This window comes from Streptomyces sp. NPDC093085 (assembly GCF_040683935.1).
Taxonomy (GTDB): domain Bacteria; phylum Actinomycetota; class Actinomycetes; order Streptomycetales; family Streptomycetaceae; genus Streptomyces.
This window is the reverse complement of the sequence record NZ_JBFBFB010000001.1, coordinates 1,071,251-1,097,408: the sequence shown is the minus strand read 5'-3', so window position 1 is coordinate 1,097,408 and position 26,158 is coordinate 1,071,251. Positions and strand designations below refer to the sequence as shown.

The window sequence follows — 26,158 nt, the reverse complement described above, 5'->3', positions numbered from 1 at the left end:
ACCGTAAGGAGACCTCCCTCATGTCCCAGTCCGCCGAAACGGGCCTCCTGCGTTCCACCAGCGCGCACAGCCCGTCCTGGGCCATGCTGAGCCGTCTGTCCCCGGGCAACGGCCCGTCGGACCGGGTGGCCTCGTCAGGGCAGGAGCCCCACCGCAGGGCCGAACAGGCGCATGAGCCGCGCATCGACTTCTGCATCCCCTGCAACCCCTACTTCCCCACGCCCGAGATGTTCGGGCGGATGCAGGGGTCCCTGGAGTCGATCCTCAAGTACTACCCGAGTGACGCCGACACCGTCACCGCCGAACTCTGCTCCGTGCTCGGGCTCAACCCGCAGACGGTCGCGATGGGCAACGGCTCCACGGAGCTGATCACCTGGATCGACCATCTGCTGGTCCGGGAGAGCCTGGCCATCCCGATCCCCACCTTCGGGCGGTGGACCGACCAGCCGCTGGAGACCGGCAAGCGGGTGGACATGTTCCCGCTCCAGGAGGAGCAGGACTTCACCCTGGACCTCCAGGACTATGTGCGCTTCATCCGTCAGCGCGGCTCGCGCGTGGCGGTCATCTGCAACCCCAACAACCCCGACGGCGGCTATCTCAAGCGCCACCAAGTGGTCTGGCTGCTGGACGAGCTGTCCGATCTCGACCTGGTCGTGGTCGACGAGTCGTTCATCGACTTCGTGGACGCGGAGCGGGCCCCGTCCGTCGCCGACGAGGCGTCCATCCGCTCGAATGTGATCGTGCTCAAGAGCCTCGGCAAGAACTTCGGTCTGCACGGCATCAGATTCGGCTATCTGGTGGCCAACCCGGCGCTCGCCGCGCGGGTGCGGAAGGCCCTGCCGAAGTGGAACCTCAACTCCTTCGCCGAGAGCGTCGTCTTCATGATCAAGGAGTACGGGGTCGAGTACCACCAGTCCCTCAGCCTGCTCTCCCGCGACCGGGCCAGCATGGCGCAGACCCTGGCCGCCATCCCCGACCTGGTGGTCTTCCTCTCGCAGGGCAACTTCCTGCTGGTGAAGCTGCCCGACGGGGTCGACGGCGTGGAGCTGCGGGACCGGATGCTCACCCAGTACGGCCTGTTCGTCCGTGAATGCGGCAACAAGCTCGGCATGACCAGCCAGTTCATGCGCATGGTGGTCCGGCCGCCGGAGGATGTGCAGCGGCTGGCCCACGCGCTCCAGGCGTGCCTGCCGTCGGGCCCGACCGGCATGGCCCGCACCCCGGCGCACGCCGCGCCGCTGGGCAACTCGTCACTGCCGGCGCTGGCCCCCGCGCGCTGAGTCCCGGTACGGGGGGCGGACGGTGCGGGGCACCGTCCGCCCCCCGTACGGCTGTCCGCCCTGTACAACCTGCCCCCGGAGGCGGTCACCGCAGGGTCTCCGCCTCCGGGGGGAGGTTGTACGGCGTGACGACCTGGATGGCGGAGGGCCCCGGGGGCCGTTCCTCGGCGGGGAGCGCGCCGTGGGCGCGCAGCACGGTATGGCAGGCGCGGCGGACGTCCTGGCGCAGGTCGTGGTGGAGGACGGCGGAGATCCGGCCCGCGCGGAGCAGCCTGGTGTTGTCGTGGTCGAGGTCGTGGGCGATGAACACCGCGCACTCCCGGCCCGTCTCCGCGAAGGCGGCGACCGTGGCGGCGTTCCCGCCGCCGATCGAGTAGACCGCCCTGATCTCCGGGTCCCGGGCGAGCGCCGCCAGCACGGGCTCCCGCTGGGCGGCGTCGAGCCCGTCGCTGCCGGTGACCTCGACCAGCGCGCGCCCGGGGTGCGCGGCGCGCATCGCCGCCCTGAACCCCATCTCGCGCTCCTCCTCGCCCCGGAAGAAGCCGCGGCTCACCGTCGTCAGCACATGTCCCGGGCGGTCGCCGAGCCACTGGCCGACGAGATACGCGGCCGTCGCGCCCGCCGCCCGGTTGTCGATGCCGATGTAGGCGAGCCGGGCGCTGCTGGGCAGGTCGGTCACGAGGGTCACCACCGGGATGCCGGCCTCGGCGAGCCGGCCGACGGCCTCGGCCGTCTCCGGGACGTCAGGGGCCTTCAGGATGACGCCCTGCGAGCCCCGGTCGGCGATCCGGTCCAGGGTCTCGGTCAGCTCGGCGACCGGGCCGCTCTCGCCGAAGTGGAAGCGTGAGCGCAGCACGGCGGGGCGCAGGGCGGGCAGTTGCGACTCCAGGGCGGCGCGCACGGCGGAGGAGAACCGCTCCGGGGCGCGCATCACGATGTCCAGCATGAAGGTGCGCCCGCCCAGGCGCATCTGGGTGCGCTGCCGGTCCAGGTCCCTGACGGCCTGCCGGACCTCGCGGGCGGTGGACTCCCGTACCCCGCCCCGGCCGTTGAGGACCCGGTCCACGGTCGCCTCGCTGAGCCCGGCCTGCCGGGCGATCTCCCTGATCGGATACGGATGTGCCATGACCACTTCCCGAGCCTGACGGACGGACGGGGCTCCGTCACTGATGGTTTTTTGATGGATTCTCGCGGGCCCGTCACCCTTCCCCCGTCCCTCAGGGGCCTCCAGACTGACAGAGCCAACCGCTTCCCGGAAGGAGCCGCCATGTCCCCCACCCGTACCGACACCCCCACGGAGTCCCCGTCCCCGGTCTGGCTGAGCCCGGACGACTGCGATCTCGCCGAGCTGCGGGCGCTGGCCGCCGAGCGGACCGGCCCCGACGACTGCCCGACCGCCGAGCGGATCGAGCGGAACGTCCCGCTCTACGACAGCGCCCGGCTGCGCGCCCTGGCCGCCACGCCCGAGGGCCGCCGTGCGGTCCAGGGCGAGCTGGTCCGCGTTCTGCTGGACGGGCCCGGCATCGTCGTCCTCAAGGACGCCTTCGACGACCACGGGGTGGTGGACCGGGCCACCGCGGCCTTCCACACGCTGATCGAGGAGGAGCGGGCCTCGGGCGCGGCGCGCGGTGACCACTTCGCCGCCACGGGCGCCAACGACCGGGTGTGGAACGCGCTGGAGAAGATGGCGGTACGGGAGCCCGGGCTCTTCGCCGACTACTACGCCAACGAGATGCTGGCCCTGACGGCCTCGGCCTGGCTCGGCCCCGGCTACCAGGTGACCTCGCAGATCAATGTGGTCAACCCGGGCGGCGCGGCGCAGCACGTGCACCGCGACTACCACCTCGGCTTCCTCTCCCAGGAGCGGGCGGCGGCGTACCCGGCCCATGTGCACCGGCTCTCCCCCGTCCTCACCCTCCAGGGCGCCGTCGCCCACGGCGACATGCCGGTGGAGTCCGGGCCCACGCTCTACCTGCCGCACTCGCAGAAGTACGGCCCGGGGTATCTCGCCTGGCGGCGCCCCGAGTTCGTGGCGTACTTCGAGGAGCACCACGTCCAGCTCCCGCTGGAGAAGGGCGACGCGGTCTTCTTCAACCCCGCGCTCTTCCACGCCGCGGGGGAGAACAGGTCGGCGGGGACCCGCCGGATGGCGAACCTGCTCCAGATCTCCTCGGCGTTCGGCCGCGCGATGGAGCATGTGGACCGGGACGCGATGTGCGCGGCCGTCCACCCGGTGCTGGTACGGCGCGCGGCGGAGGGGGCCGGCGAGGGGTGGCTGCGCCGGGTGGTCGCCGCCACCGCCGAGGGGTACCCCTTCCCCACCGACCTGGACCGGGACCCGCCGGCCGACGGCCTCGCGCCGCCGTCCCAGGCGGAGCTGGTGTGGCGGGCCGTGGCGGAGGGGTGGCCGCCGGAGCGGCTGCGCACGGAGCTGCGGGCGGCCACGGCGCGGCGCACGGGAACGGAGGGGTCATGAGTACGGTCGCGGGGACGCCCCTGAGTACCCCCGACGGTACCCAGCCGGGCCTGCTGAAGGACAAGGTCGCCCTCGTCAACGGCGGTACGCAGGGGGTCGGCGCGGCCATCGCGCGGGCCGCCGCCCGGGAGGGCGCCACCGTCGTCGTCACGGGCCGCCGCCCGGAGCCCGGCGAGGCCCTGGTGGCGGAGGTGACGGCGGCCGGCGGGCGGGCCGCTTACCTCCGGGCGGATCTCGGCGACGCGGCGCAGGCGCGCGGCGGGGTGGAGCAGGTCGTGGCGGCGTACGGGCGGATCGACTGCCTGGTCAACTCGGCGGGGCTGACCTCGCGGGGCTCCCTGCTGGAGACCACGCCGGAGCTGTTCGACGCGCATCTCGCGGTCAATCTGCGCGGGCCGTTCTTCGCGATGCAGGCCGCGGTCGCGGACATGGTGGCGCGCGGGGAGCCGGGCACGATCGTCAACATCGGCTCCGACTGCGCGGACGGCGGCCTGCCGTATCTGGCGCCGTACTCGGCGGCGAAGGCGGGGCTGGCCGGGCTGACCAGGAACGCCGCGCACGCGCACCGCTGGGACCGGATCCGGATCAACACGGTGAACATCGGCTGGACCGACAGCGAGGGCGAGGACGTCGTCCAGCGCACCTTCCACGGCGCCGGCGACTCCTGGCGTACGGAGGCCGCCCGCACCCTGCCCATGGGGCGGCTCGGCCAGGTCGATGAGGTCGCCGGCCTGGTCGTGCTGCTGCTCTCGGAGCGCAGCGGGGTGGTGACGGGCTCGGTCATCGACTGGAGCCAGCGGGTCGTCGGCGGACAGGACTGAGAACCGAGAGCCGAGAGCCGAGGCCCGGGGACCGGGCGACAGAAGACAGGGCGACAGAAGACAGAAGGAGGAGCGGAACAGATGCGTATCGGCATCATGGGCCTGGGCCGGATCGGCGCCTTCCACGCCGAGACCCTCGCCGGGCTCGACGGGGTCGGCTCGCTCGTGGTCACCGACCCGGTGGACGCCGCGACAGCGGCCGTGGCCGGCCGGCTCGGCGCCGAGCCGGCCGCCTCCCCGGAGGCCGTCCTCGCCGCCGGGGTCGACGGGGTGGTGATCGCCGCGGCCACCGACGCGCACCCCGGGCTGATCCTGGCCGCCGTGCGGGCGGGGGTGCCGGTCTTCTGCGAGAAGCCGGTGGCCCGCACGGTCGAGGAGAGCCTGGCGGTGGCGCGGGCCGTCGAGGGGAGCGGGGTGGAGGTCCAGATCGGCTACAACCGGCGCTTCGACCCGGGGTGCGCGGCGGCCCGGGCCGCGGTGCTCGGCGGGGAGCTGGGCACGCTGCACACCGTACGGTCGACGACGCTGGACCCGGCGCCGCCGCCGGCCGCGTATGTGGCCGTCTCCGGCGGGATCTTCCGGGACTGCGCGGTGCACGACTTCGACATCGTGCGCTGGGTGACCGGCCGCGAGGTCACGGAGGTGTACGCCACGGGCGGCAACCGGGGCGCCGCGTACATCGCCGGGGCGGGCGACGCCGACACCGCGTCCGCGCTGCTCACCCTGGACGACGGCACCATCGCGGTGGTCTCCAACTCCCGGCACAACGCGCGGGGGCACGATGTCCGGCTGGAGGTGCACGGCATGAAGGACAGCATCGCGGCGGGCCGGGACGAGCGGCTTCCGCTGCGCTCGGTGGAGCCGGGGGCCGCCGTCCCCGGGGTGGCGCCGCACCACTTCTTCCTGGACCGCTTCGCCGCCGCGTACCGGGCCGAACTCACCGCGTTCACCGAGGTGGTGGCGGGGCGCCGGGCCTCGCCGTGCACGCTCGCCGACGCGGTGGAGGCGAGCCGGATCGCGGAGGCGTGCACGCGCTCGTTCCACGAGCACCGGCCGGTACGGCTGGACGAGATCCCGGGCGGCCGGCTCCGCCCGGACCCCTCCGGCGGCCGTACGGGGTAATCGCCGGCCGGGGCCGGAACAGGCGGGGCCCGGGTGCCGTTGAGGGTCGTATGACTTCCGACGGGTACACCACTTCTGACGGACGTACGCCTTCCGTCCGCCCCGCCCCGGCCGCGCGCTTCGGCCCCCTCGGCATCTGGACCCCGGCCCTGACCCCGCGCGCCCCCGGCGGCCCCGGGAGCGCGGAGGCCGGCGAGATCGCGGAGGCCCTGGCCGAAGTGGACGAGCTGGGGTACGGCACGCTCTGGCTCGGCGGCAGCCCCTCCGTCGCGGAGGCCGGGGCGGTCGTCGCCGCGACCAGCGGGGTCACCGTGGCCACCGGCATCCTCTCCGTACGGCAGTACGACGCGGCGGCCGTCGCCCGGGAGGTGGCCGGGATCGAGCGGGCCGCGCCGGGCCGGTTCGTCCTCGGGCTCGGGGTGAGCCATGACGCCCTGGACCCGGAGTCCGCGCCCCGCTATGCCCGCCCGTACACGGCGATGGCCGGCTATCTCGACGGGCTGGACGCCGCGCCCGAGCCGGTGCCCGCCCGCAACCGGGTGCTCGCCGCCCTGGGGCCGAGGATGCTGCGGCTGGCCGCCGAGCGTACGGCGGGCGCGCACCCGTATCTGATCACCGTCGAGCACACCGCGCTGGCCAGGGCGGAGCTGGGGCCGGACGCGCTGCTGGCGCCCGAGGTCGGGGTGGTGCTCGACGCCGACCTCGACCGGGCCAGGGAGACCGCGCGGGACGCCCTGGCGCGCTATCTGCTGCTCCCCAACTACACCCGCAATCTGCTCCGGCTGGGGTTCGCCGAGGCCGACTTCGCGGACGGCGGGAGCCCCCGGCTGCTGGACGCGCTCTACGCGCTCGGCGGCCTGGACGCGGTACGGGCCAGGGTCGAGGCGCACCGGGCGGCGGGCGCGGACCATGTCGCGCTCCAGGTGCTGACACCCGGACCGGCCCCGGCGCTGCCGCGCGCCGAGTGGCGGGAGCTGGCCACCGCGCTCATCGCGTAGGGAGGCGGCGGCCGGGCGGGGTGCGTGGGGCGGCGGACGGCGGGGGCCGCGAGTACTGTCGCGACTGTCCCTTCGCGTCGGCCGCCCCGGCGCCTCCGCCCCGTCCGAGGGCCGGTTCCACGGCCTCTGAGGAGAGAACCGGCATGCGGGAGTTCACCCACACCAGCCACCCCGCCCGGGTGGTCTTCGCCCCCGGTGCGCTCGGCCGGCTGCCCGGGGAGACGGCGCGGCTCGGGTGTTCCCGGCCGCTGGTGGTGACCACGCCCCGGCGTACGGAACTGGCGGACCGGGTGCGGGAGCTGCTGGGGGCCTCGGTGACGGCCCAGTTCACGGAGGCGGCCGAGCACACCCCGGTGGAGGTCACCGGGGTGGCGCTGGCCGCGCTGCGGGCGCACGAGGCGGACTGTCTGATCGCCGTCGGCGGCGGCTCCGCCATCGGGCTCGGCAAGGCGCTGGCGGTACGGACCGGGCTGCCCCAGATCGCGGTGCCGACCACCTACGCGGGCTCCGAGGCGACCCCGGTCCTCGGCGAGACGGAGCGGGGTGTCAAGACCACCCGGTCGGCGCCCGGGATCCTGCCGGGGACGGTGCTGTACGACGTGGAGCTGACCCTCGGGCTGCCCGTGGCGACCTCCGTCACCAGCGGGGTCAACGCCCTGGCCCACGCGGTCGAGGCGCTCTACGCCCCGAACCCGGATCCGGTGACCGAGCAGCTCGCGCTCCGCGCGGTGGCGCTGCTGGGGCGCGCCCTGCCGGCCATCGCCGCCGACCCGGCCGACCTGACGGCGCGCTCCGAGGCGCTGGAGGCCGCCTGGCTCGCCGGGCGGGCGCTGGCCGGCGGCGGGATGGGCCTGCACCACAGGCTCTGCCATGTCCTGGGCGGCTCCTTCGGGCTGCCACACGCCGCGACCCACACCGTGGTGCTGCCGCATGTGATGGCGTACAACGCGCCCGCGGCGCCGGAGGCCATGCGCCGGATCGCCGGGGCGCTGGGCGCCGCCGACGCGCCCACCGCCGTCTACGACCTGGTGGCGTCGGTGGGCGGGCCGCGCGCCCTGCGCGACCTGGGGCTGCCCGAGGACGGACTCGGCCGCGCCGCAGCGCTGGCGGGCGCAGCCCCGTACCCGAACCCGCGCGAGGTGACCGCCGAGGGGGTCACCGGGGTGCTCGGGGAGGCCTGGGCCGGGCGCCGTCCCGAGCCCGCCGACCGGCTCGGCGCGGAGCTGCGGGAGCTGGCCGACCGGGTCGCGGCGAGCCTCTCCGGGGCCCGGGACGCGCGGGTGCGGGAGCTGCTCACCGGGCTGACGCGGCGGCTGCACGGCTTCGTCGGGGAGCACGCGGTGACCGAGGAGGAGTGGCGGTACGCGATCGGATTCCTCACCAGGACCGGGCAGCTCTGTGACGACCGGCGGCAGGAGTTCATCCTGCTCTCGGACACCCTGGGGATCTCCAGCGCCGTCGACCTGGTGACCAACTCCCGTACGGAGGACGGCACCCCGTCCGCCGTCCTCGGCCCGTTCTATGTCGAGGGACCGCCGCCGCTGGCCAACGGAGCGGACCTCGCCGAGGGCGTGGCGGGCGTCCCGCTGTACGCCGACTGCCGGGTCACGGATCCGGCCGGGGAGCCGCTGGCGGGCGCGGTGGTCGACGTATGGCAGTCGAACGCGGAGGGCTTCTACGACGTGCAGCTCCCGGAGCTGGACGGGCCTTCGCTGCGGGCCCGGTTCCACACCGACGCCGAGGGGCGGGTCTTCTTCCGGTCGGTGCTGCCCTCGGAGTACCCGGTCCCGGACGACGGCCCGGTCGGCACCATGCTGCGCGCCATGGGCCGCCACCCGTACCGGGCCCCGCACGTCCACTTCATGATCAGCGCCCCGGGCCGGCGCCGCCTGGTCACCCAGTTGTTCGTGGCGGGCGGCGCGTACATCGACGCGGACACGGTCTTCGGGGTGAAGGACGCGCTGGTCGTCGACTTCCCCGAACACCGGGGCCCCACCCCGGACGGCCGCCCGGCGGCGGGGCCCTGGCGCTCGCTCGCCTACACCTTCCGGCTCTCCCCGGCCGGTTGAGCTACCGTGGCCGGGGGATCCGCGGCGGTGGAGGTGGGGCGTGGGACGTATCTGGACGGTGCTCGCCGTGGCGTTCGCCGCCCTCGCCTTCGGGAGCGTCGCCGCCAAGGAGCCCGGGGCGCCGATCGGCCTCGGGGACCTCGCGGTGACGGCGCTCCTCGGCTGGGCCGCCTGGGCCTGCTGGAAGGCGCGCCGCTGACCGGCGGCGGTACGTACGGTCCGTACCGTACGTACGGTACGCGCCGCTGACCGACGGCGGGCGTCTCCGCGTCACCCGGCCAGCGCCGCCACCTCCGCCGCGCTCAGCGTCCTCCCGTAGACCCGGAAGTCGTCGACCGCCGCCCGGAGATACGGGTCCGGGTACTGGGAGCGGCCGATCCACGCGGCCCTGATGGTGTTGCCGAAGTGCCGTGGTTCGACGGTCACTTGGGAGTTACGGCCCACCTCGGCGCCGTCCACGTAGAGCACCGCGGTCCCGGCGCCGTACGCCAGCGCCACATGGACCCACCGGCCGGTGGCCAACGCCGGTGCGTCGATGCGCTGTTCGGCGCCGCCGCCGCCCGTGGTGACGGCGAACCGCAGGGTGCCGGCGTCGCTGCGCGGGGTGAGGAAGAGGTTGGCGGTGACGCCCGTGCCGAAGTCGAAGATCCGGCTCCAGGTGGCGGGCTGCCCGTCGAGACGGACCCACGTGGCCACGGAGTAGGCGGAGGCGCCCGCGAGAAGGTTCTCGGCGACGGCGACATGTCCGTCCGTGCCGTCGAGCGCCACGGCGCCGCCCGAGCGGCCCGCCGTCCAGGAGGCACCGCCCGCGAGGGTGGCGGTCTTCCCGTTGCCGGTCGCGTCGGCGGCCGAGGTTCCGGTGGTCTCGTCGAAGCGGTACCAGGCGGCGAAGGCCGGGGGCGGCGGCGGGGGCGTGCCGGTGAGCCAGTAGGCGTGGTACCGCTGGTGGTGGACGCGGGCGATGGGCAGCAGGGTCACGTCCCCGCCGTCGGCGCTCGCCGTGAACCGCATCGGCGCCTCGGCCGTCCTGCGCACCGAAGCGGGGTCGATCCGGGGCATCCCGCCGCCCGCCTGGTTCCCGTACGCCCCGGCGAGCACGACAGGTCCGTACAGCACGGCCTGGATGTCCGGGTCGTCCGGTGTCGGTTCGAGGGCGACCCGCATCGGCAGCGTCACCTCCACCCGGTCGCCGGTGACCCAGGCACGGTCCAGCGCCAGCCAGCTCCCGGGTTCCCAACCGCCTTCCACCGGGGCGCCGTTGACCCGTACGGAGGCGCCCGAGGCCCAGCCGGGGACGCGAATCCGGAGCTGGTGGGCGGCGCCGCCCGCCGTCACGGTGAGGGTGGTGGCGGCGCGGTCGGGGAAGTCGGTGGTCTGCCGCCAGGTGATGCCCCGGTCCCGCCAGACCACCTCGGAGGGGATGAACAGGTTGACCAGCAGGGCCTGTTCGTCGTGGGTGTAGACGGTGTCGGCGAACTTGGCCTGGGTCTCCATGCCGGTGCCGTGGTCGCAGGAGAAGTTGTCGTAGTCCGTGGAGTACGCCTCGGGGTCGGTCCCCATGAACGAGGGCTGCTGCTTGTACGAACCCGGCGCGAGCCCCGTGTAGTAGATGTTGAAGCCGTGCGCGGAGTCGGGGTCCTGCTCGCCCAGCATCTGGTTGAGGAGCGTGCGTTCGTAGTAGTCGAGCAGGTCGGTCCGGCCGGGCGCGTGGAAGTGCATCAGCCGGGTGAGCTTGAGCATGTTGTAGCTGTTGCAGTTCTCGCAGCAGCCGTTGCCGAGCTGGGAGGCGATGGCGTCGGGCTCGTGGAACGCCTCGCCGTTGCTGTTCCCGCCGATGACATAGGTGTGGTGGCCGGTGACGATGCGCCAGAAGTTCTCCGCGATGTCCCGGTAGCGGGCGGGCAGCCCCTCTTCCCAGAGCCGCATCGAGCCGACGGCCTTGGGGATCTGGGTGTTGGCGTGCAGCCCGGCCAGCCGGTCCTCGCCGCGCGCCAGCGGGTCGAGGACCCTGGCGTGGGTGAAGCGCTCCCCGGCCTGGAGCCACCGGGCGTCGCCGGTGACGGTGTGCAGCTCGGCGAAGACCTCCTGCATGCCGCCGAATTCGGTCTCCAGCACGCGCTGCATCGCCGCCGGGGAGAGCCGCGCGGTCCGGGCGTCCGCCCAGGCGGCCTGCGCCAGGACGACATCGAGCGCCTAGCCGTTGCCCGCCAGCCGGTACTGGTCGAGGAGCCCGGCCATGATCTTGTGGATCGTGTAGTACGGCGCCCACACGCCGGTGCCCGCTTCGAGCCGGTCGAAGAAGCTCTCGGGGAAGGCGGAGAGATAACCGCGCCCGAACCCCGCGGCGGTGGCCCGCTCCTGGCACTGGGCGAGCCCGGCCACCAGCCGCTCCCCCTTGGCGCGCAGCGCCTCCTCGCCGGTGTTGGCGCAGGTGAGGGCGAGGCCGGAGAGGAGGTGCCCGGTGGTGTGGCCGCGCAGCTCCACGGTGGGTGCCTCCCAGCCGCCGCAGGGCTGGGCGGTGGTGGGCAGTCCGACGTTGAGCCGGAAGGTGTGGAGCAGCCGGTCGGGGTCGACGAAGCGCAGATACGCGGTGTTGCGGGCCTGGTTCTCCCGGAAGGCGCCGGGGAGCAGGGTCACCGCCGTGAGGGGGAAGGGGTGCACGGCGGTGGGCGCCTGCCGCGCCCCGGCCCCGCCGTCGCCCGTACCGCCGGGCCCGCTGTCGCCCGTACCACCGTGCCCGGCGTCGTCCGCGCCGTCACCCGGGGACGGTGCGGCGTACGCGGGGGTTCCGCCCGCCGCGAGGAGTGCGGCGGCGGCCGTGGAGCCCGCCGCCGTACCGAGGAAGTGCCGCCGATCGAATGGTCCACGCATGACACGTCTCCGTATACCGAAGGGGCCGTCATGGCCCGGGGTGTCGCGCCGCCCGGTCTCCTGACACCGGGTACGCCGTTCGTCATTTCGAACGTTGTGCGAAATGCTGTGCGCCGTCACGCTACCGAGGCCCCACGGGAAGTCAATGGCCTCTGCACGCACGGGGGATGACCGGCGCCCGTACACCGTCGACGGGCGATTAAACCTCGCGGCGTCACGATCATCGCATCGAGTTAATACCACCGGATTTCCTGGACCGGCCGGGTGTACGCGCCGTTACTGTTCCCTGGGATCTGGACGGATTCCCGGAGATTCACCCCCCTTTGCCCACCCTCTTTCCGGTGGCGCGCACCCCTGCCCGCCACCGCCCGATGAGAAGGAGCGCTCGCCCGATGAGTGTTGACAGCGGCCCGGAAGCAGCGCCGGTGGCGCCGCGGCAGTCCAGTCTGAGCACGGCGGCCGCCCGTAACCTCGCCACCACCACCAAGTCCGCCCCGCAGATGCAGGAGATCACCTCCCGCTGGCTGCTGCGGACGCTCCCCTGGGTGGAGACCAAGGGCGGTGTCTACCGGGTGAACCGGCGGCTGAGCTACACCGTCGGCGACGGACGCGTGGACTTCGTCCAGGACGGCGCCCGGGTCCGGGTCATCCCCCGGGAGCTGGGCGAACTGGCGCTGCTGCGCGGCTTCGAGGACGTGGAGGTGCTGACCGTCCTCGCCGACCGGTGTGTCCAGCGCGACTTCCGGGCCGGTGAGACGCTGGTCGAGCGCGGCACGCCGGCCGAGGGCATCCATCTGATCGCCCACGGCCGCATCAGCCAGACCACCGTGGGGAAGTACGGGGACGAGGTCGCCGTCGCGGTGCTCGCGGACGGCGACCGGTTCGGCGAGAACTCCCTGCTGGACACGGACACCCTGTGGGACTACACCGCCACCGCCGAGACCGCGGGCACCCTGCTCACCCTCTCCCGGGCCGACTTCGCCGCCGTCCAGGCCTCGGCGCCGAGCCTCCAGTCCCATATCCGCGCGTTCAGCTCGATCCCCGAGCAGCGCCAGAACCGGCACGGCGAGGCCGAGATCGCCCTGTCGGCCGGGCACACCGGGGAGGCCGAGCTGCCCGGCGCCTTCGTCGACTACGAGCTCGACCCGCGCGAGTACGAACTCTCCGTCGCCCAGACCGTGTTGAAGATCCACTCCCGGGTCGCCGACCTCTACAACGGCCCCTTCAACCAGACCGAGGAGCAACTGCGGCTCACGGTCGAGGCGTTGCGGGAGCGCCAGGAGTACGAGCTGATCAACAACCGGGAGTTCGGGCTGCTCCACAACGCCGACTTCCGGCAGCGCATCCAGACCCACTCGGGCCCGCCCACCCCGGACGACCTGGACGAGCTGCTCTGCCGCCGCCGGGGCTCCAAGTTCTTCCTCGCCCACCCCCGGACGATCGCCGCGATCGGGCGCGAGTTCAACCGCAGGGGCATCTATCCGAGCCATATGGACCTCGGCGGACAGCAGGTGCCTGCCTGGCGCGGGGTGCCGATCCTGCCCTGCGGCAAGATCCCCATCACCGAGGAGAAGACCAGCTCGATCCTGGTGATGCGGACCGGCGAGGACGACCAGGGCGTCATCGGGCTGCGCCAGACCGGGCTGCCGGACGAGTACGAGCCGGGGCTCTCGGTGCGCTTCATGGGCATCGACGAGCAGGCGATCCTCTCCTACCTCGTCACCACCTACTACTCCGCCGCGATCCTCGTCCCCGACGCGCTGGGCGTCCTGGAGAACGTCCAGATCGCCACCCGACACTAGGCCCGGTCCGGCCCCTGTTCCCCCTTTCCTCCCCCTTTCCTCCCCCTCTCGCGCAAGGAGCCCAAGGAGCCATGGATGCCCGACCCTGAGCTGTCCCCTCCGCAGTCGAGTCTGCCCGCCGCGGCCGACCGGTTCGGGGCGTACGTGCTCGCCAACACCGCCGCCCGCGCCCACGATCTCGGCTCCCGCACCGCCGGCCCGCCCCCGGCTCCCCTCTCGGCCCCTGCTCCCCCTGCTCCCCCTGCTCCCCCGGCTTCCCCGTCGGCCCCGGCCGCCGGTCTCGGTCAGGTGCTGGGCGGGCCCACCGGGCTGGGGACGGCCGGCCTGCGCCTGCTCCCCCGTACGGAGCCGACGGTGGCCGCCCCCGAACCGGCGGCGGGCACCCCGGTCCCCGGGCTCTACCACCACCCCGTCCCGGAGCCCGATCCGGTACGGGTTGCGGAGGTCAGCCACCGGATCAAGGAGTGGGCGGTGGACGAGGTCGACCTCTTCCCCGACGACTGGGAGGAGCAGTTCGACGGCTTCTCCGTGGGGCGGTACATGGTGGCCTGCCACCCCGACGCCCCCTCCGTCGACCATCTGATGCTCGCCACCCGCCTGATGGTCGCGGAGAACGCGGTGGACGACTGCTACTGCGAGGACCACGGGGGCTCCCCGGTCGGGCTCGGGGGCCGGCTGCTGCTGGCGCACACCGCGCTCGACCCGCTCCACACGACGGCCGAGTACGAGCCCGAGTGGGCCGGGTCGCTCCACGCGGACGCGCCCCGCCGCGCCTACCGCTCCGCCATGGAGTACTTCACGGAGAGCGCCACCGCCTCCCAGGCCGACCGGTTCCGGCACGACATGGCCCGGCTCCACATGGGGTATCTCGCGGAGGCGGCCTGGGCGCAGACGGATCACGTCCCCGAGGTGTGGGAGTACCTGGCCATGCGCCAGTTCAACAACTTCCGCCCCTGCCCCACCATCACCGACGCCGTAGGGGGCTACGAACTCCCGGCGGACCTGCATGCCCAGCCCGCCATGCAGCGGGTCATCGCGCTCGCGGGGAACGCCACCACGATCGTGAACGACCTCTACTCGTACACCAAGGAACTCGACTCCCCCGGGCACCATCTGAACCTTCCGGTGGTGATCGCGGAGCGCGAGAAGGTCCCCGTGCGCGAGGCGTATCTGAAGGCGGTCGAGGTCCACAACGACCTCATGCACGCCTTCGAGGCCGAAGCCGCGGCCCTCGCCGCCGCCTGTCCCGTGCCGAGCGCGCAGCGCTTCCTGCGGGGCGTGGCCGCCTGGCTCGACGGCAACCACCACTGGCACCAGACCAACACCTATCGCTACACCCTGCCCGACTTCTGGTAGAAGAAGAATGGATTCACCTGTGACCAGCACCGACCTCACCACCCCCGTCACCGGCTCCGCTCCGGCGGCCGGCGCCTCCGTCTTCATCCCCTCGCCCTCGACGCCGTACCAGGGCGACATCGCCCGGTACTGGGACGGCGAGGCGCGGCCGGTCAATCTGAAGCTGGGCGATGTCGACGGGCTGTACCACCACCACTACGGGATCGGTGACATCGACCGGGACGCCCTCGGCGACGCCCACGACTCCACGTACGAGAAGCGGCTGATCGCGGAGTTGCACCGGCTGGAGTCGGCGCAGGCCGAACTCCTCCTGGACCACCTCGGCCCGGTCCGGCGCGACGACACCCTGGTGGACGCGGGGTGCGGGCGCGGCGGCTCGATGGTCATGGCCCACCAGCGCTTCGGCTGTGACGTCAACGGCGTCACCCTCTCGGCGAAGCAGGCCGAGTTCGCCAACCGGCGCGCCCGGGAGCTGGGCATCGAAGGACGGGTGCGCGCGCAGGTCCGCAACATGCTGGACATGCCCTTCGAGAGCGGGCGGGCCCAGGCGTCCTGGAACAACGAGTCGTCCATGTACGTCGACCTGCACGACCTCTTCGCCGAGCACTCCCGGGTCCTCGCGGTCGGCGGACGGTATGTGACCATCACCGGGTGCTGGAACCCCCGGTACGGCCAGCCCTCCAAGTGGGTCTCGCAGATCAACGCGCACTTCGAGTGCAACATCCACTCCCGCCGGGAGTATCTGCGCGCGATGGCCGACAACCGGCTGGTCCCGCAGGCGGTGGTCGACCTGACCCCGGCGACCCTCCCCTACTGGGAGCTGCGGGCCACCTCGTCCCTGGTGACGGGCATCGAGGAGGCGTTCATCAACTCGTACAAGGACGGTTCCTTCCAGTACGTCCTGATCGCGGCCGACCGGGTCTGATCCGGCGGCTCTGATCCGGCGGCTCCGGTACGCGGGCACGGTGGCGGGCCGGTCCTCCTCGGGGAGGGCGGGCCCGCCGTCGGCGTGCCCGGCGGTCAGGCCCCGGGGTCGCAGCAGCCGTCGCGGCGCATCAGACGCCCCACGGCGAGCCAGTCGACGCCGGCGGACGCGTCGGCGTGCGTGCCGGAGCGCGCGCCCGTGTGCGTGCCGGTGTGCGTGGCGGCGGACGCGCCGCTGTCCGCTCCCGTACGCGTACCCGGCCGGGCGTACGCGGCCACCAGCTCCTCCGTCGTGTACGGCACCCCTCCCCTGAGCACCGATTCCGTCCGTACCAGCGTGTCGAAGTCCGTGAACGGGTCGCCGTCCACCACCGTCAGATCGGCGAGCCTGCCTGGCTGTACGGTGCCGAGGTCCCGCTCGGCGCCGAAGAGCCGGGCCGGGAGCACGGTCGCGGTGCGGAGCGCCGCCGCCGGGGAGAGGCCGCCCCGGTGGAGCGCGCGGAGCCCCAGGTGGAGCGAGAGGCCGACCGGGACGAGGGGCGCGTCGGTGCCGAGGGCGACCAGACCGCCCGCCGCCAGCACCCGCCGGTAGATGTCGGTCTCGGTACGGAGCGTGGCGAGCTGCTCCGGGGTCGGCGGGGTGGCCGCCCCCTGCCGTACGGCTGCGGCGTCCCACGGGGGCATCACGGTGGTGACCCGGGGGTCGTCGGCGAGGCCCGGGTCGGCGCCGGTCAGCGGGGTGGCGGTGAACGGGGTGGCGATGAGGCCGAAGCGCGCCCCGTGCGCGGTGTAGATCTCCACGACGTCCTCGTAGGCGCGCCCGGACGCGGTGACGGCATGGCCGGACTCGCCGCGCTGGGTGGCCTGGAGGTGGGTGGTGAGGTCCTGGCCGAGCTGGATGCCGGGCGAGAGGAGATGGCTGCCGGCGCGTACGCCGAGCCGTTCGTGGGCGAAGCGCGCGGCCTCCGCCATCACCCAACCGGGCGCTCGGACATAGGTCTTGACGAAGTCCCAGTCGAGCGCTTCCCCGCGCGCCAGGGAGCGGCGGAGCCCGGCGCGGGTGCGGTGGGCCCGTCCCATGCTGTACGCGACGCGCGCGCCGTCGAGGAGTTCGCCGGTGGTGAGCAGCCGGGGTCCGGCGAGGTGTCCGGCGGCGACCGCCTCGCGGATTCTGGCCTGTTCGTAGGAGAACCCGCCGAGGGAGACGGCGGTGGTGATCCCGTAGCTGAGCTGGCCGGCGGTCTGGCGGCCCCCGTAGGTGGACTGCCAGGGGTGGGTGTGGGTGTCCCAGAGTCCGGGGACGACGGTGCGGTGGGAGGCGTCGATCCGGCGGCGGGCGGCGGGGCGGGTGCCGGGGCGGGCGGCGCGGTGCGGTTCGACCGCCGTGATCCGGCCGGCCCGTACGACGATGTCGGCGTCGTCCCGTACGGCGTCCCCGGTGCCGTCCCAGAGCCGGCCGGCGTGCACCACGGTGTCGGCGGGGGTGGGGGCGGGTCGGTCGAGCGGGACGCGGACGGTGCGGGCGCCGGTGGAGTCGGCGGTGTCGGCGCGGATGAGGCGGAGCCGCGTGCCGGAGAGGTAGAGGAGGGTGGTGGAGTCGCCGGACCAGGAGGGGTGGTCGGCGGGTTCGTCGGTGAGGCGGCGGAGCGGGCCGCGCGGGGTGCCGTCGGGGGCGACGGGCAGCAGGTGGAGCGCGGATTCGACGATGACCGCCAGCCACCGGCCGTCGGGCGACCAGACGGGCCCGGAGTCGTACCGGTCGGCGAGGGAGGTGTGGGGCGCGGCGGGGTGGAGCCGGTCGGCGCCGGTCGTGGTGTCCACGACGCGGATGAGGTTGTATCCCTCGCGGAAGCGGAGGTTGAGCCGGTTGCGGTCGCAGAGGGCGAGGTACCGGCCGTCGGGTGACCAGCTCGGGCGGCCGGGGAGTCCGCCGCCGCCGAGGGGTTCGGCGAGGACCCGTTCGGTGCCGGTGGCGAGGTCGCGGACGAGGAGCCGGCCGGTCAGGTCGAGGCAGGCGAGCCGGGTGGCGTCGGGCGAGAGCGCGGGGTGGACCCGGCCGCCGGTGGCGAGCGCGCTCTCCTCGCCGGTGGCGAGATCCCGGCGGTAGACGCCGAGGAGTCCGTCGCGGTCGTCGGCGTAGAGGAGGGAGCGGCCGTCGCGGGCCCAGACCGGTCCCAGCAGGTAGTGGGTGGGGGCGGCGGCGCGGAGCCGCCGGGGTCTGGCGCCCCCTGAAGTGTCCGCCAGCCAGAGCGCGTTGAGGGCGGCGAAGGCGAGCTGCCGGCCGTCGGGGGAGAGCGCGGGCAGATGGATGCCGCGTACCGGACGGACCCGGCCCTCGCCCAGGTCGTACGCCTTGACGCGGTACCGGGGCCGGTCCACGGGGAGCGTCCCGGCGAAGGGCAGGGTGCGCGGCTCGTCCGGCGCTCCGGGGCGTACGAGGGTGAAGCGGCCGTCCACGGTGAGCAGCAGTTCGCCCCGGGGCGTCCAGCGCGGGGGTACGGCGGCGAGGTCCCCGGCGAGCGGCACGGGTGCGCCGTCCACGACGAGGGTGCAGGTGGCGGCGGGCGCGGCGGTGGTCCGCAGATAGGCGAGGCGGCGGCCGTCGGGGGCGGGTGCGGGGGCCAGGATCTGGACGGCGGTGGGCCCCGTCCCGGTGTCGGTGTGCTCGACGGTGACGGGTCCGTCTCCCCCGGCGGGGACGGCGGCGACGGTACGGGCCTCCAGGGCGGGCCCGGTGGCGGTGGTGACGCCGCGCGCCCGTACGAAGAGAACGCGTTTCCCGTCCGGCGACCAGGCCGGGTCGAAGTCCTCCCAGGGTCCGTCCTGGTGGGGCCCGTCCTGTCCGGCGAGCCCGGTGACGGGGCGGACGGTGCCGGTCCGCAGGTCGAGGACGTGGATACGGTACGGGGCGCCCGCGACCGGGTCGCCCGCGCGCTCCGAGGCGAAGGCGAGCCGGGTGGAGTCGGGCGACCAGGCGGGGCCCCGGTCGTCCCAGGGGCCTTCGGTGCGCTGCCGTAGTTCGGAGCCGTCGGGCCGCATGGTCCAGAGGTGGTAGCCGCCGCCCTGGTAGGCGCAGAAGGCGAGGAGTTTCCCGTCCGGGGAGTGGACGGGCCGGTTGGGTTCGAGCCCGGCGGGGGTGAGCGGCGCGGCCCGGCCGGTGGCGGGCTCGACCGACCACAGGACGTTCTGGACCTCGGCGATCAGCCGGTCCCCGGCGGGGGCGAGGGTGGCGGCGCCGTTGGTGGCCGAGGTGAAGGAGAGCGAGAGGGCGGTACGGGGCGCGGCCTGCGCGGGGGTGGGGGCGAGGGCGGCCCCGGCGGCACCCGCGACGCCGGCGACCCCGGCGGCTCCGGTGGCGGCGGTGGCACCGGCGGCGGCGAGCACCTGGCGCCGGGAGAGCGGGCGGGGCCGGGGGCCGGGGCTGGGGCTGGGGCCGGCGCTAGAGCCGGGGCCGGGGGTGGAACGGGGCGTGGAGCTGGGGCGGGCGGCGGTGGTACTCGCTTCTTCGCGGTCCATGACGGAGCACGCTGGCGCATGCGCACCCCAGGAGCAACGATGCCGTTCGGGCCATATGGCGGGTTTTGGGCAGTGCGGGGAAGGCGGGGGGCCGGGGCGGCTCAAAAGCGCCTGGCGCACGGAGTTGGTACAGACCATTCTGTTCACGCGATTGACATGCCCACACCCATCCCGGCAGGTCCTCTTCCGGCCTCCCCCCTCCGCCGCTCCGCTCTCCCCCGAAAGGCACCGCAGTGAGACTCCCTCCACACCTCCGCGGAAACCTCCCGAGGAACGTCCGCTCCGCGCTGGCAGCCGTCCTGCTGGCCTTCACCTGCGTCCTGGCGGCGGCCACCGGGCCCGGTGCGCAGGCGGTGGCCGCCGCCGAGCACACCGTCACGTTCGTGAACAGCTCCGGCCAGAAGCTGTGGATCGGCGCGGGCGTCAACGCCGACGGCTCGGCCGCGCTCACCGGGCTGCCGACGCTCGACTCCGGCCAGTCGGCCACCATCACCATCCCGGAGAACTCCGGGGCCGGCCACTGGCGGGGCAAGTTCTTCGCGCGCCAGGGGTGCACCGGGACGCCGGGCTCCACCTTCCACTGCGCGGTCGGCGACTGCGGACCGTACCAGGACCGTTGTTCGACGGGTGAACAGCCCACCAGCCTGGCCGAGTTCAACTTCGACCCGGCGGACACCCTGGCCCCCTGGTACAACGTCAGCTATGTCAACGCGGTCTCCCGCCCGGTGACCATCACCCCGCTCGGCGTGGCGCCCCCGCCGGACCGCGGGGAGTGCGCGGAGATGGGGTGCCCGGACGACCTGCTGCGGTACTGCCCGCCGGAGAACCTGACCAGCGATCCGGCCACGGGCGCGCCGCTGGTGTGCGTCAACCCCAACCGTGACGCGCAGACCGCGTACAGCGCGGCGATCAACTCCCACTGCCCGTACGCGTACGCGTGGTCCAAGCAGGACACCATCCCGGGCAACTCGGTGGTGCGCCAGTGCCGCGCGTGCACCGGCTTCACGGTCACCTTCCACTGAGGCGACCTCGCCCCCCCGCCCCCTCCCCCCTGGAGCAAGCACGATGAAGACACCCCCACGCCGCGCCGCACTCGCCCTGATCCCCCTGTTCGCCCTGGTCCTGGCGTTCCTCGTCGGCCCGGCGGCCGATGCCGAGGCGGCCACGACGCCGAAGAAGGGCGTGAGCGTGAACTCGGTGAGCGGCGCGTCGCAGGCGCTCGCCGATGTCGGCGCGTCCTGGTACTACGGCTGGGCCTCGGGCACGGGCGGGGTCACCAGGCCCGCGGGCACCGAGTTCGTCCCGATGATCTGGGGCGCCGGTTCGGTCACCGACGCGGAACTCTCCCAGGCCAGGCAGCAGGGCTCCCAGCTCCTGGGCTTCAACGAGCCCGACATGGCGGGGCAGGCCAACATGTCCGTCGAACAGGCGCTGGACCTCTGGCCCCGGCTCCAGGCGACGGGCCTCCGTCTGGGGGCGCCCGCGGTCGCGTACGGCGGGGACACCCCCGGCGGCTGGCTGGACCGCTTCATGTCCGGCGCCGCCGCGCGGGGTTACCGCGTCGACTTCATCCCGCTGCACTGGTACGGGGGTGACTTCGGCCCGGCCGCCGCGGAGCAGCTCCGGGGGTACCTCCAGGCGGTGTACAACCGCTACCACAAGCCGATCTGGCTGACCGAGTACGCCCTCATCGACTTCTCCTCCGGGACCCCGCGCTACCCGAGCGAGCAGCAGCAGGTCGACTTCATCCGGTCGTCGACGGCGATGCTGGAGAGCCAGTCGTATGTGGAGCGTTACTCCTGGTTCACGCTGAACACCCAGGTCAGCCCGACGGGTCTGTACAACGGCGCGACCCCGAACGCGTCGGGGGTGGCGTACCGCGCGGTGGGCGGGTGAACCGCGGCGGCCCGGTGGCGACGTGACGCAACCGGGCCGCCACAGGCCGCCATGGCCCGCCGGGCGGGCTCGGCCCGGGGTCAGCCCTCACCGTCCATCAGGGCGGTGAGGTAGGCGTTCAGGCGGTCCTCCACGGCGCGGGTCGTCAGCTCGGTCCTGCCCGCCTCCCGCCAGGGGCGGGCCGCCTCGCTCAGGTCCTCCGAGAAGGAGAGCGCGTCGCGCACCCGCCAGTACCGGCGCTCGCTCGCGGTGGCCGCCAGGACCCCGCCGGCCGCCTCGTACGCCTCGGCGAACCGGAGGCCCCAGTCCCGGCCGTGCAGCAGCGCGAGGTTGGTGGAGCAGTGCGCCACATCGCGGTCGGCCGGGCCCCGGCAGCACTGGGCCCAGTCGACGACCCCGGTGATACGGACGCCCTCCGGAGCCGCCGGGGCCTCCTCGAAGAGGACGTTGCCGGGGTGGAAGTCCCGGTGCATGAAGCGGCCCTCGTAGGGCGGTTCCGGGGTGCGGCGGAGCAGGTCGACCGCCGCGCCCCACACCGCCGGGTCGGCGTCGCGCGGGGTGACGACCGTGTCGGGGGTCGTGTACGCCACGTACTCCGAAAGGCGCCGGTCGGGGCGCAGCGCGTGGATCGCGACGAGTTGGCGGGCCAGGAGCGGGACACGCGCCGGGAGGCCCTCGTCGGTGAGGAAGGTCCTGCCCGGCAGGTGGGTCATGAGGAGGGACGGGTACGCGCAGTGCGCCGCCTTCGGGTCGGCCGCGACCAGCCCGGGCGCCGGTACGGCGGTCCCCGCGAGCCGGGTCAGCGCGTCGGCCATCCTGGCCAGCGACTCCTCGGCGTCCGGTACGCCGACATAGCTCCGCAGCACCAGGGCGCGGGTGCCGCCGTCCCGGGTGCGGATGGTCAGCTTCCGCATGTCGGCGGTGATGCCGCCGTGCAGTGTCTCGGCGCCGGTGACCCGTTCACCGGGGGCCAGGCGGGCGCTCACCCAGCCGAGGGTCCTCGGCGGGAGGGGCGTGGTGTCGTCGTCGTGGCCCACCGGGTCACCCCATCACGCGGCCGGCGGCCCGTGCAAAAGGTTTGACACCGGCCGGCGGCCCATGGTCCCGTACATCGCCTCCCCGAGAAACGGAACCGTCATGTCCCCCTGGATCACCCGCCCGGAGACCGCCGGGGACCTCGGTGCCATCCGCGCCGTCGTCCTCGGCGCCTTCCCCACCGCCGAGGAGGCCGACCTGGTCGAGGCCCTGCGGGCCGACCCGGAGGCGTGGCTCGACGGGCTGTCCATCGTCGCGACGGGGCCCGACGGCACCCCGGTCGGCCATGCCCTGCTCACCCGCTGCCATGTCGGCGACGCGCCCGCCCTGGCGCTCGCCCCGTGCGCGGTGCTCCCCGCGTACCAGCGTACGGGCGCGGGGTCCGCAGCCATCCGGGCCGGGCTGGCCGCCGCGCGGGAGCGGGGCGAGGGGCTGGTCGTCGTCCTCGGGCACGCCGGCTACTACCCGCGCTTCGGCTTCACGCCCGCCTCCCGCTTCGGCATCCGCGCCCCCTTCGAGGTCCCCGACGAGGCGCTGATGGCCCTGGACCTGGGCCCTGGCGCCGGGACCCGCCCGGTGCCGGCCGGCACCATCCGGTATCCGGCCGCGTTCGGCATCTGACCGGGCGGAGTGGCCGTCAGGGGAGGGTGAGGACGCGGGGGCCGTCGTCCGTGATGGCGACGGTGTGTTCGATGTGGGCGGCTCGGCTGCCGTCCGTGGTGAGCAGGGTCCAGCCGTCGGGGCCCGTGTAGTAGGCGTCGCGGCCGCCCGCCATGAGCATCGGCTCGATCGCCAGGGTGAGGCCGTGGCGAAGGGGGAAACCGCGCCCCGGGCGGCCCCGGTTGGGGACATGCGGGTCCTCGTGCATACGGCGGCCGATGCCGTGGCCGCCGAAGTCGGCGGGCATCCCGCACCCTACGGAGCGGGCGACGGAGCCGATCGCGTGGGAGATGTCGCCCATACGGTTGCCGGGCACCGCCGCCGCGATCCCCGCGTCCAGCGCGCGCCGCGTCGCCTCGATCAGCTCCAGATCGGCGGGGCGCGGGGTGCCCACCGTGAAGCTGATGGCCGCGTCGCCGGTCCAGCCGTCCAGTTCCGCCCCGCAGTCGACGCTGACCAGGTCGCCGTCGCGCAGGCGGTAGTCGGTGGGGACGCCGTGGACGATCGCGTCGTTGACCGAGGTGCAGAGCACCGCGGGGAACGGGGTGCCGGCGAACGAGGGCTGGTAGCCGAGGAAGGGCGAGGAGGCCCCGGCCTCGTCCAGCACCGCACGGGCCGCCTCGTCCAGCTCTCTCAGGGACACCCCCACGGCCGCCGTCTCCCGGGCCGCCGCCAGGGCCCGGGCCACGACGCGGCCGGCCTCCCGCATCGCGTCCAGCGCCTCATCGGTCTTGATCTCCACCATGAGTTCTGTGCTCCCTCTCCGCACGCGCGCGCATCCGCGTGCGCATGCGCGCGCCCGCCGCACCCCAATTCTTATACCGGTATTAGTATCACGGGCGCGGGGTCCCGGGCGTGCGGGTCTTCTTCTCGATCGCGCGGAGGATGTCGTGCCGGATCAGTCCGCTGCCCGCCCGCATGACGCCCCAGTAGAGGGCGAAAGCGCGGCGGGCCCGGTCGTCCGTGGCCAGGACCCGGGTCTCGGTGGAGAGCAGGGTGCCGTCGCCCTCCGGTACGAGGCGGAAGTTCATCACGACCTTGGTCCACCCCGGCTCGGTGAAGGCCGCGAACGCCTCCACGTCGCCCCGCTCGATGTCCGGGCGGGTGGGACGGGTGGCGACGTACCGCGCGATGTCGCCGAGGACCACCTCGCGCGGCGGGTCGGCGGCCAGTTCGCGCGGGGCCATGGACTCCAGGACCCGCAGGTCCATCCCCTCGTGCTCCCCCACGTCGATGCCGTTCACCCAGGCGGAGGGGCCGCCCCGTACCCGCATCAGACCGAGCGTGACGGGGAGGTCGCCCGCGCGCAGGTCCATGAGGGTGTCCCAGACGCGCTGCCGGGGGGCGTGGATCAGGCGGCTGTGGTGTTCACGCTTGTCGAAGGTCGGAAGCAGTTGTTCCAGCGTCCACTTCATGGTGTGCTCCCGGGTGGTCGGAGGCGCCGCCTCGCAGCGCCAGACGGTCATGTGTGCGTTCCACGTACGAGAGCGCCGTCAGGAGTTCGGTACTGCCGACGCGGTGTTCGCGCCCGCCCCCGCCGGTCACCCCGCGCAGCGGCATCGCGCCGACGGAGGCCCAGGCCAGCCGCCCCGCCGCGTCGATATAGCCGCGGGCCCGGCCCCGGTTGTCGGCGTGCAGGCAGTACGGGACGTCCAGGTACCCCTTGGCGAACGCGGTGACCAGCGCCTTGCCGATGTCGGCGTCGAGATCGAGGACCGCCTCCACGAGGAGCCGGGCCTCGGCGGCGATCCCGGTGTCCGGGAGCGGGGCCGGGGTCCCGTCCTCAGGGGCCGCCTTCTCCGCCTCCGCGGCCTCTTCCGCCGCTGCCGCCGCCGCGCCCGCGAACTCCAGCGCCTCGACGTTCTCCTCGACGGTCGGGATCCGCTGGGACTCGGCCGGGGTCTTGACGATCAGCCGCGCCGCCCCGCCCCGTACCGCGAGTTCCGCCGCCTCCCCCAGCAGGTGGAGCCCGCCCGCCCGGGTCCTCGGGTACTTGCCCATGTACGTGTACAGCACGATGTGCCAGTCCGTGCCGCGCGGCAGGAATTCCGTGGCCAGCGCCCGCAGAACGCCGATGGCCTCCTCGTCCTGCCGCCGGTCGGTGCCCTGGGCGAAGCTGAGGGAGACGCTCCGTATCCCGTGCTGGTGGAAGAAGAGCCCTTCGAGGAGGGTGATGGCGATCAGCAGGCTGGGCGGGCAGAGCTGGCCCATCATGCAGCCGCCGAAGCTCTCCAGGTGCGGTTCGGTCCCGTGCTCGTCCCGCAGCCGCGCGAACTGCTCGCAGCAGCGGGCCCACGCCTCGGTGGCGACGGCGAGCGGGACCCGGCTGTAGGGCAGGCAGTACGAGACGGGGCCGCCCTCGGTGGCGTCCAGTCCGGCCGCGACGAGCGTGGCGAAGATGTCGTCGGGCAGCGGCGAGCCGTGCCGGACCTGGACCGGGAAGGCGGGGCCCCGGAGCGAGTCGAGGACCTCCCGGGTGGTCGCCACGCCGTGGGTGACGAGCGGGTAGCCGTTGAGCGGGATGCCCTCGGCGAGGGCGCGCTCGACGGACGCGTAATCCTTCACCCGCGTATAGCTGTCGAGGGTGAGGGTGCCCACGGTGGCCGCGCGCGCCGCCCTGGTCGCCGCGAGGCCCCGCCGCATCTGCCCGGGGTCGCTGAAGCCCATACGGGGCTGGACCAGCAGCCCCCGGGCGCGGCGCACCTCCGACAGGCCCACGAAGGAGCCGGGGGATGTGCCGGTGCCGGGGGCGGTGTCCGTGCCGGTGCCGGGGGCGGTTCTGGTGCCGGTGCCGGTCATGACGCCGGTTCCAGGGTCTGGCGGGGCCGTTCCAGGGTGTCCATGAAACGGCCCAGCGCGGCCGGGTCCGCGTCGTCCTGGAAGACCGCGTCGAACCCGGCCATCAGGAGATCGTGGGAGGCCGCCGCCTGGGTGCCCCCGGTGATGCCCAGCTTGCCGCCGATCACCACCGGGGTGTCCCGGCCGGCCGCCCCGGCCCGTACCTTGCCGATCAGCCGCTTCCCGTCCGCGTATCCATGGCCGTTGACCGTGCTGATCACCACCAGGTCGGGCCGGAGCGCCGCGCACTCCTCGACCAGCATCTCGTCCGGCACACACGCCCCGAGATTGGTGACGTCATGGCCCATCTCCTCCAGCAGAAGCTGGAGGAAGACCAGGTTCCAGGTGTGCGCGTCGGAGGAGACACTGCTGAGCAGCACCCTTCTGCGGCGGCCGGGGAGGGCGGTGTCACCAGCCGTATCGCGAGCCGCGCCACGCGCCGTATCACGAGCCGTGTCGACGGCTGTCGGGTCCAGGTCCACGGAACCTTCCGT

Annotated in this window: 20 protein-coding genes and 1 pseudogene; 13 read left to right on the top strand and 8 right to left on the bottom strand. The window is 73.9% G+C overall.

Features of this window, described 5'->3' with window-relative positions; all coding sequences use genetic code 11:
• Positions 1–20: 20 nt before the first annotated feature.
• On the top strand, positions 21–1,280 hold the full coding sequence (locus AB0O07_RS04480; RefSeq protein ID WP_365626631.1) for a histidinol-phosphate transaminase: 1,260 nt from the start codon (positions 21–23) through the stop codon (positions 1,278–1,280).
• A gap of 85 nt (positions 1,281–1,365) precedes the next feature.
• Here AB0O07_RS04480 and AB0O07_RS04475 read toward each other — a convergent pair whose 3' ends face one another.
• Entirely contained in the window at positions 1,366–2,406 is a 1,041-nt protein-coding gene (locus tag AB0O07_RS04475) for a LacI family DNA-binding transcriptional regulator (protein WP_365626628.1), read from the bottom strand.
• A gap of 141 nt (positions 2,407–2,547) precedes the next feature.
• Here AB0O07_RS04475 and AB0O07_RS04470 point away from each other — a divergent pair, with 141 nt between their 5' ends.
• From AB0O07_RS04470 to AB0O07_RS04445, 6 genes are all read left to right on the top strand, one after another.
• Positions 2,548–3,756: a phytanoyl-CoA dioxygenase family protein gene (locus tag AB0O07_RS04470; RefSeq protein ID WP_365626625.1), complete on the top strand. Its 1,209-nt coding sequence runs from the start codon at positions 2,548–2,550 to the stop codon at positions 3,754–3,756.
• Positions 3,753–4,577: an SDR family oxidoreductase gene (locus AB0O07_RS04465; protein ID WP_365626622.1), complete on the top strand. Its 825-nt coding sequence runs from the start codon at positions 3,753–3,755 to the stop codon at positions 4,575–4,577. Before AB0O07_RS04470 ends, AB0O07_RS04465 begins: the two co-directional genes overlap by 4 nt.
• A gap of 81 nt (positions 4,578–4,658) precedes the next feature.
• Positions 4,659–5,699: a Gfo/Idh/MocA family oxidoreductase gene (locus tag AB0O07_RS04460; RefSeq protein ID WP_365626619.1), complete on the top strand. Its 1,041-nt coding sequence runs from the start codon at positions 4,659–4,661 to the stop codon at positions 5,697–5,699.
• Between the two features lie 50 nt (positions 5,700–5,749).
• Entirely contained in the window at positions 5,750–6,697 is a 948-nt protein-coding gene (locus AB0O07_RS04455) for a TIGR03620 family F420-dependent LLM class oxidoreductase (RefSeq protein WP_365626617.1), read from the top strand.
• A gap of 143 nt (positions 6,698–6,840) precedes the next feature.
• Positions 6,841–8,766: a maleylacetate reductase and hydroxyquinol 1,2-dioxygenase domain-containing protein gene (locus tag AB0O07_RS04450; protein WP_365626614.1), complete on the top strand. Its 1,926-nt coding sequence runs from the start codon at positions 6,841–6,843 to the stop codon at positions 8,764–8,766.
• A 40-nt stretch (positions 8,767–8,806) separates the two neighbouring features.
• Complete coding sequence (locus tag AB0O07_RS04445; protein WP_365626611.1) at positions 8,807–8,965, top strand: hypothetical protein; 159 nt, start codon at positions 8,807–8,809, stop codon at positions 8,963–8,965.
• A 71-nt stretch (positions 8,966–9,036) separates the two neighbouring features.
• Here AB0O07_RS04445 and AB0O07_RS04440 read toward each other — a convergent pair.
• Positions 9,037–11,637: pseudogene (locus AB0O07_RS04440) on the bottom strand (beta-L-arabinofuranosidase domain-containing protein).
• Between the two features lie 392 nt (positions 11,638–12,029).
• On the opposite strand from AB0O07_RS04440, the gene AB0O07_RS04435 reads away from it, so the two are divergent.
• From AB0O07_RS04435 to AB0O07_RS04425, 3 genes are all read left to right on the top strand, one after another.
• The gene (locus AB0O07_RS04435) at positions 12,030–13,439 is read left to right on the top strand and encodes a family 2B encapsulin nanocompartment shell protein (protein WP_365626608.1); all 1,410 of its coding nucleotides are present in this window, start codon (positions 12,030–12,032) and stop codon (positions 13,437–13,439) included.
• Positions 13,440–13,514: 75 nt separating this feature from the next.
• Positions 13,515–14,795: a family 2 encapsulin nanocompartment cargo protein terpene cyclase gene (locus AB0O07_RS04430; protein ID WP_365626605.1), complete on the top strand. Its 1,281-nt coding sequence runs from the start codon at positions 13,515–13,517 to the stop codon at positions 14,793–14,795.
• A gap of 19 nt (positions 14,796–14,814) precedes the next feature.
• Entirely contained in the window at positions 14,815–15,720 is a 906-nt protein-coding gene (locus AB0O07_RS04425) for a geranyl diphosphate 2-C-methyltransferase (RefSeq protein WP_365626602.1), read from the top strand.
• Between the two features lie 95 nt (positions 15,721–15,815).
• Here the strand turns inward: AB0O07_RS04425 and AB0O07_RS04420 are convergent, their stop codons facing one another.
• Positions 15,816–19,235 carry an amidohydrolase family protein gene (locus tag AB0O07_RS04420; protein WP_365626599.1) on the bottom strand — a complete coding sequence of 1,140 codons (3,420 nt, stop codon included), beginning with the start codon at positions 19,233–19,235 and terminating at the stop codon, positions 15,816–15,818.
• A gap of 233 nt (positions 19,236–19,468) precedes the next feature.
• On the opposite strand from AB0O07_RS04420, the gene AB0O07_RS04415 reads away from it, so the two are divergent.
• The gene (locus tag AB0O07_RS04415) at positions 19,469–20,257 is read left to right on the top strand and encodes a thaumatin family protein (protein WP_365626596.1); all 789 of its coding nucleotides are present in this window, start codon (positions 19,469–19,471) and stop codon (positions 20,255–20,257) included.
• Between the two features lie 43 nt (positions 20,258–20,300).
• Complete coding sequence (locus tag AB0O07_RS04410; protein WP_365626593.1) at positions 20,301–21,131, top strand: glycoside hydrolase family protein; 831 nt, start codon at positions 20,301–20,303, stop codon at positions 21,129–21,131.
• Between the two features lie 80 nt (positions 21,132–21,211).
• Here the strand turns inward: AB0O07_RS04410 and AB0O07_RS04405 are convergent, their stop codons facing one another.
• Positions 21,212–22,117, bottom strand: a complete 906-nt coding sequence (locus AB0O07_RS04405; RefSeq protein ID WP_365627994.1) for a phosphotransferase — start codon at positions 22,115–22,117, stop codon at positions 21,212–21,214.
• Positions 22,118–22,268: 151 nt separating this feature from the next.
• Here AB0O07_RS04405 and AB0O07_RS04400 point away from each other — a divergent pair, with 151 nt between their 5' ends.
• Positions 22,269–22,787: an N-acetyltransferase gene (locus tag AB0O07_RS04400; RefSeq protein ID WP_365626590.1), complete on the top strand. Its 519-nt coding sequence runs from the start codon at positions 22,269–22,271 to the stop codon at positions 22,785–22,787.
• Between the two features lie 16 nt (positions 22,788–22,803).
• Here AB0O07_RS04400 and map read toward each other — a convergent pair whose 3' ends face one another.
• From map to AB0O07_RS04380, 4 genes are all read right to left on the bottom strand, one after another.
• Entirely contained in the window at positions 22,804–23,571 is a 768-nt protein-coding gene (gene map, locus AB0O07_RS04395) for a type I methionyl aminopeptidase (protein ID WP_365626587.1), read from the bottom strand.
• Positions 23,572–23,659: 88 nt separating this feature from the next.
• On the bottom strand, positions 23,660–24,241 hold the full coding sequence (locus AB0O07_RS04390; RefSeq protein ID WP_365626584.1) for a hypothetical protein: 582 nt from the start codon (positions 24,239–24,241) through the stop codon (positions 23,660–23,662).
• Positions 24,195–25,625 (bottom strand): methylaspartate mutase, encoded by a 1,431-nt coding sequence (locus AB0O07_RS04385; protein ID WP_365626581.1) that lies wholly within the window; start codon positions 25,623–25,625, stop codon positions 24,195–24,197. Before AB0O07_RS04385 ends, AB0O07_RS04390 begins: the two co-directional genes overlap by 47 nt.
• Positions 25,622–26,146: a cobalamin-dependent protein gene (locus AB0O07_RS04380; protein WP_365626578.1), complete on the bottom strand. Its 525-nt coding sequence runs from the start codon at positions 26,144–26,146 to the stop codon at positions 25,622–25,624. Before AB0O07_RS04380 ends, AB0O07_RS04385 begins: the two co-directional genes overlap by 4 nt.
• Positions 26,147–26,158: the final 12 nt, after the last annotated feature.

Bases quoted from the DNA above. Each gene is read 5' to 3' on its own strand.
- AB0O07_RS04400 (WP_365626590.1), top strand. From the start codon at position 22,269: ATGTCCCCCTGGATCACCCGCCCGGAGACCGCCGGGGACCTCGGTGCC.
- AB0O07_RS04460 (WP_365626619.1), top strand. From the start codon at position 4,659: ATGCGTATCGGCATCATGGGCCTGGGCCGGATCGGCGCCTTCCACGCC.
- AB0O07_RS04435 (WP_365626608.1), top strand. From the start codon at position 12,030: ATGAGTGTTGACAGCGGCCCGGAAGCAGCGCCGGTGGCGCCGCGGCAG.
- AB0O07_RS04430 (WP_365626605.1), top strand. From the start codon at position 13,515: ATGCCCGACCCTGAGCTGTCCCCTCCGCAGTCGAGTCTGCCCGCCGCG.
- AB0O07_RS04390 (WP_365626584.1), bottom strand. From the start codon at position 24,241: ATGAAGTGGACGCTGGAACAACTGCTTCCGACCTTCGACAAGCGTGAA.
- AB0O07_RS04480 (WP_365626631.1), top strand. From the start codon at position 21: ATGTCCCAGTCCGCCGAAACGGGCCTCCTGCGTTCCACCAGCGCGCAC.
- AB0O07_RS04410 (WP_365626593.1), top strand. From the start codon at position 20,301: ATGAAGACACCCCCACGCCGCGCCGCACTCGCCCTGATCCCCCTGTTC.
- AB0O07_RS04475 (WP_365626628.1), bottom strand. From the start codon at position 2,406: ATGGCACATCCGTATCCGATCAGGGAGATCGCCCGGCAGGCCGGGCTC.
- AB0O07_RS04385 (WP_365626581.1), bottom strand. From the start codon at position 25,625: ATGACCGGCACCGGCACCAGAACCGCCCCCGGCACCGGCACGGACACC.
- AB0O07_RS04455 (WP_365626617.1), top strand. From the start codon at position 5,750: ATGACTTCCGACGGGTACACCACTTCTGACGGACGTACGCCTTCCGTC.
- AB0O07_RS04450 (WP_365626614.1), top strand. From the start codon at position 6,841: ATGCGGGAGTTCACCCACACCAGCCACCCCGCCCGGGTGGTCTTCGCC.
- map (WP_365626587.1), bottom strand. From the start codon at position 23,571: ATGGTGGAGATCAAGACCGATGAGGCGCTGGACGCGATGCGGGAGGCC.
- AB0O07_RS04470 (WP_365626625.1), top strand. From the start codon at position 2,548: ATGTCCCCCACCCGTACCGACACCCCCACGGAGTCCCCGTCCCCGGTC.
- AB0O07_RS04420 (WP_365626599.1), bottom strand. From the start codon at position 19,235: ATGGACCGCGAAGAAGCGAGTACCACCGCCGCCCGCCCCAGCTCCACG.
- AB0O07_RS04465 (WP_365626622.1), top strand. From the start codon at position 3,753: ATGAGTACGGTCGCGGGGACGCCCCTGAGTACCCCCGACGGTACCCAG.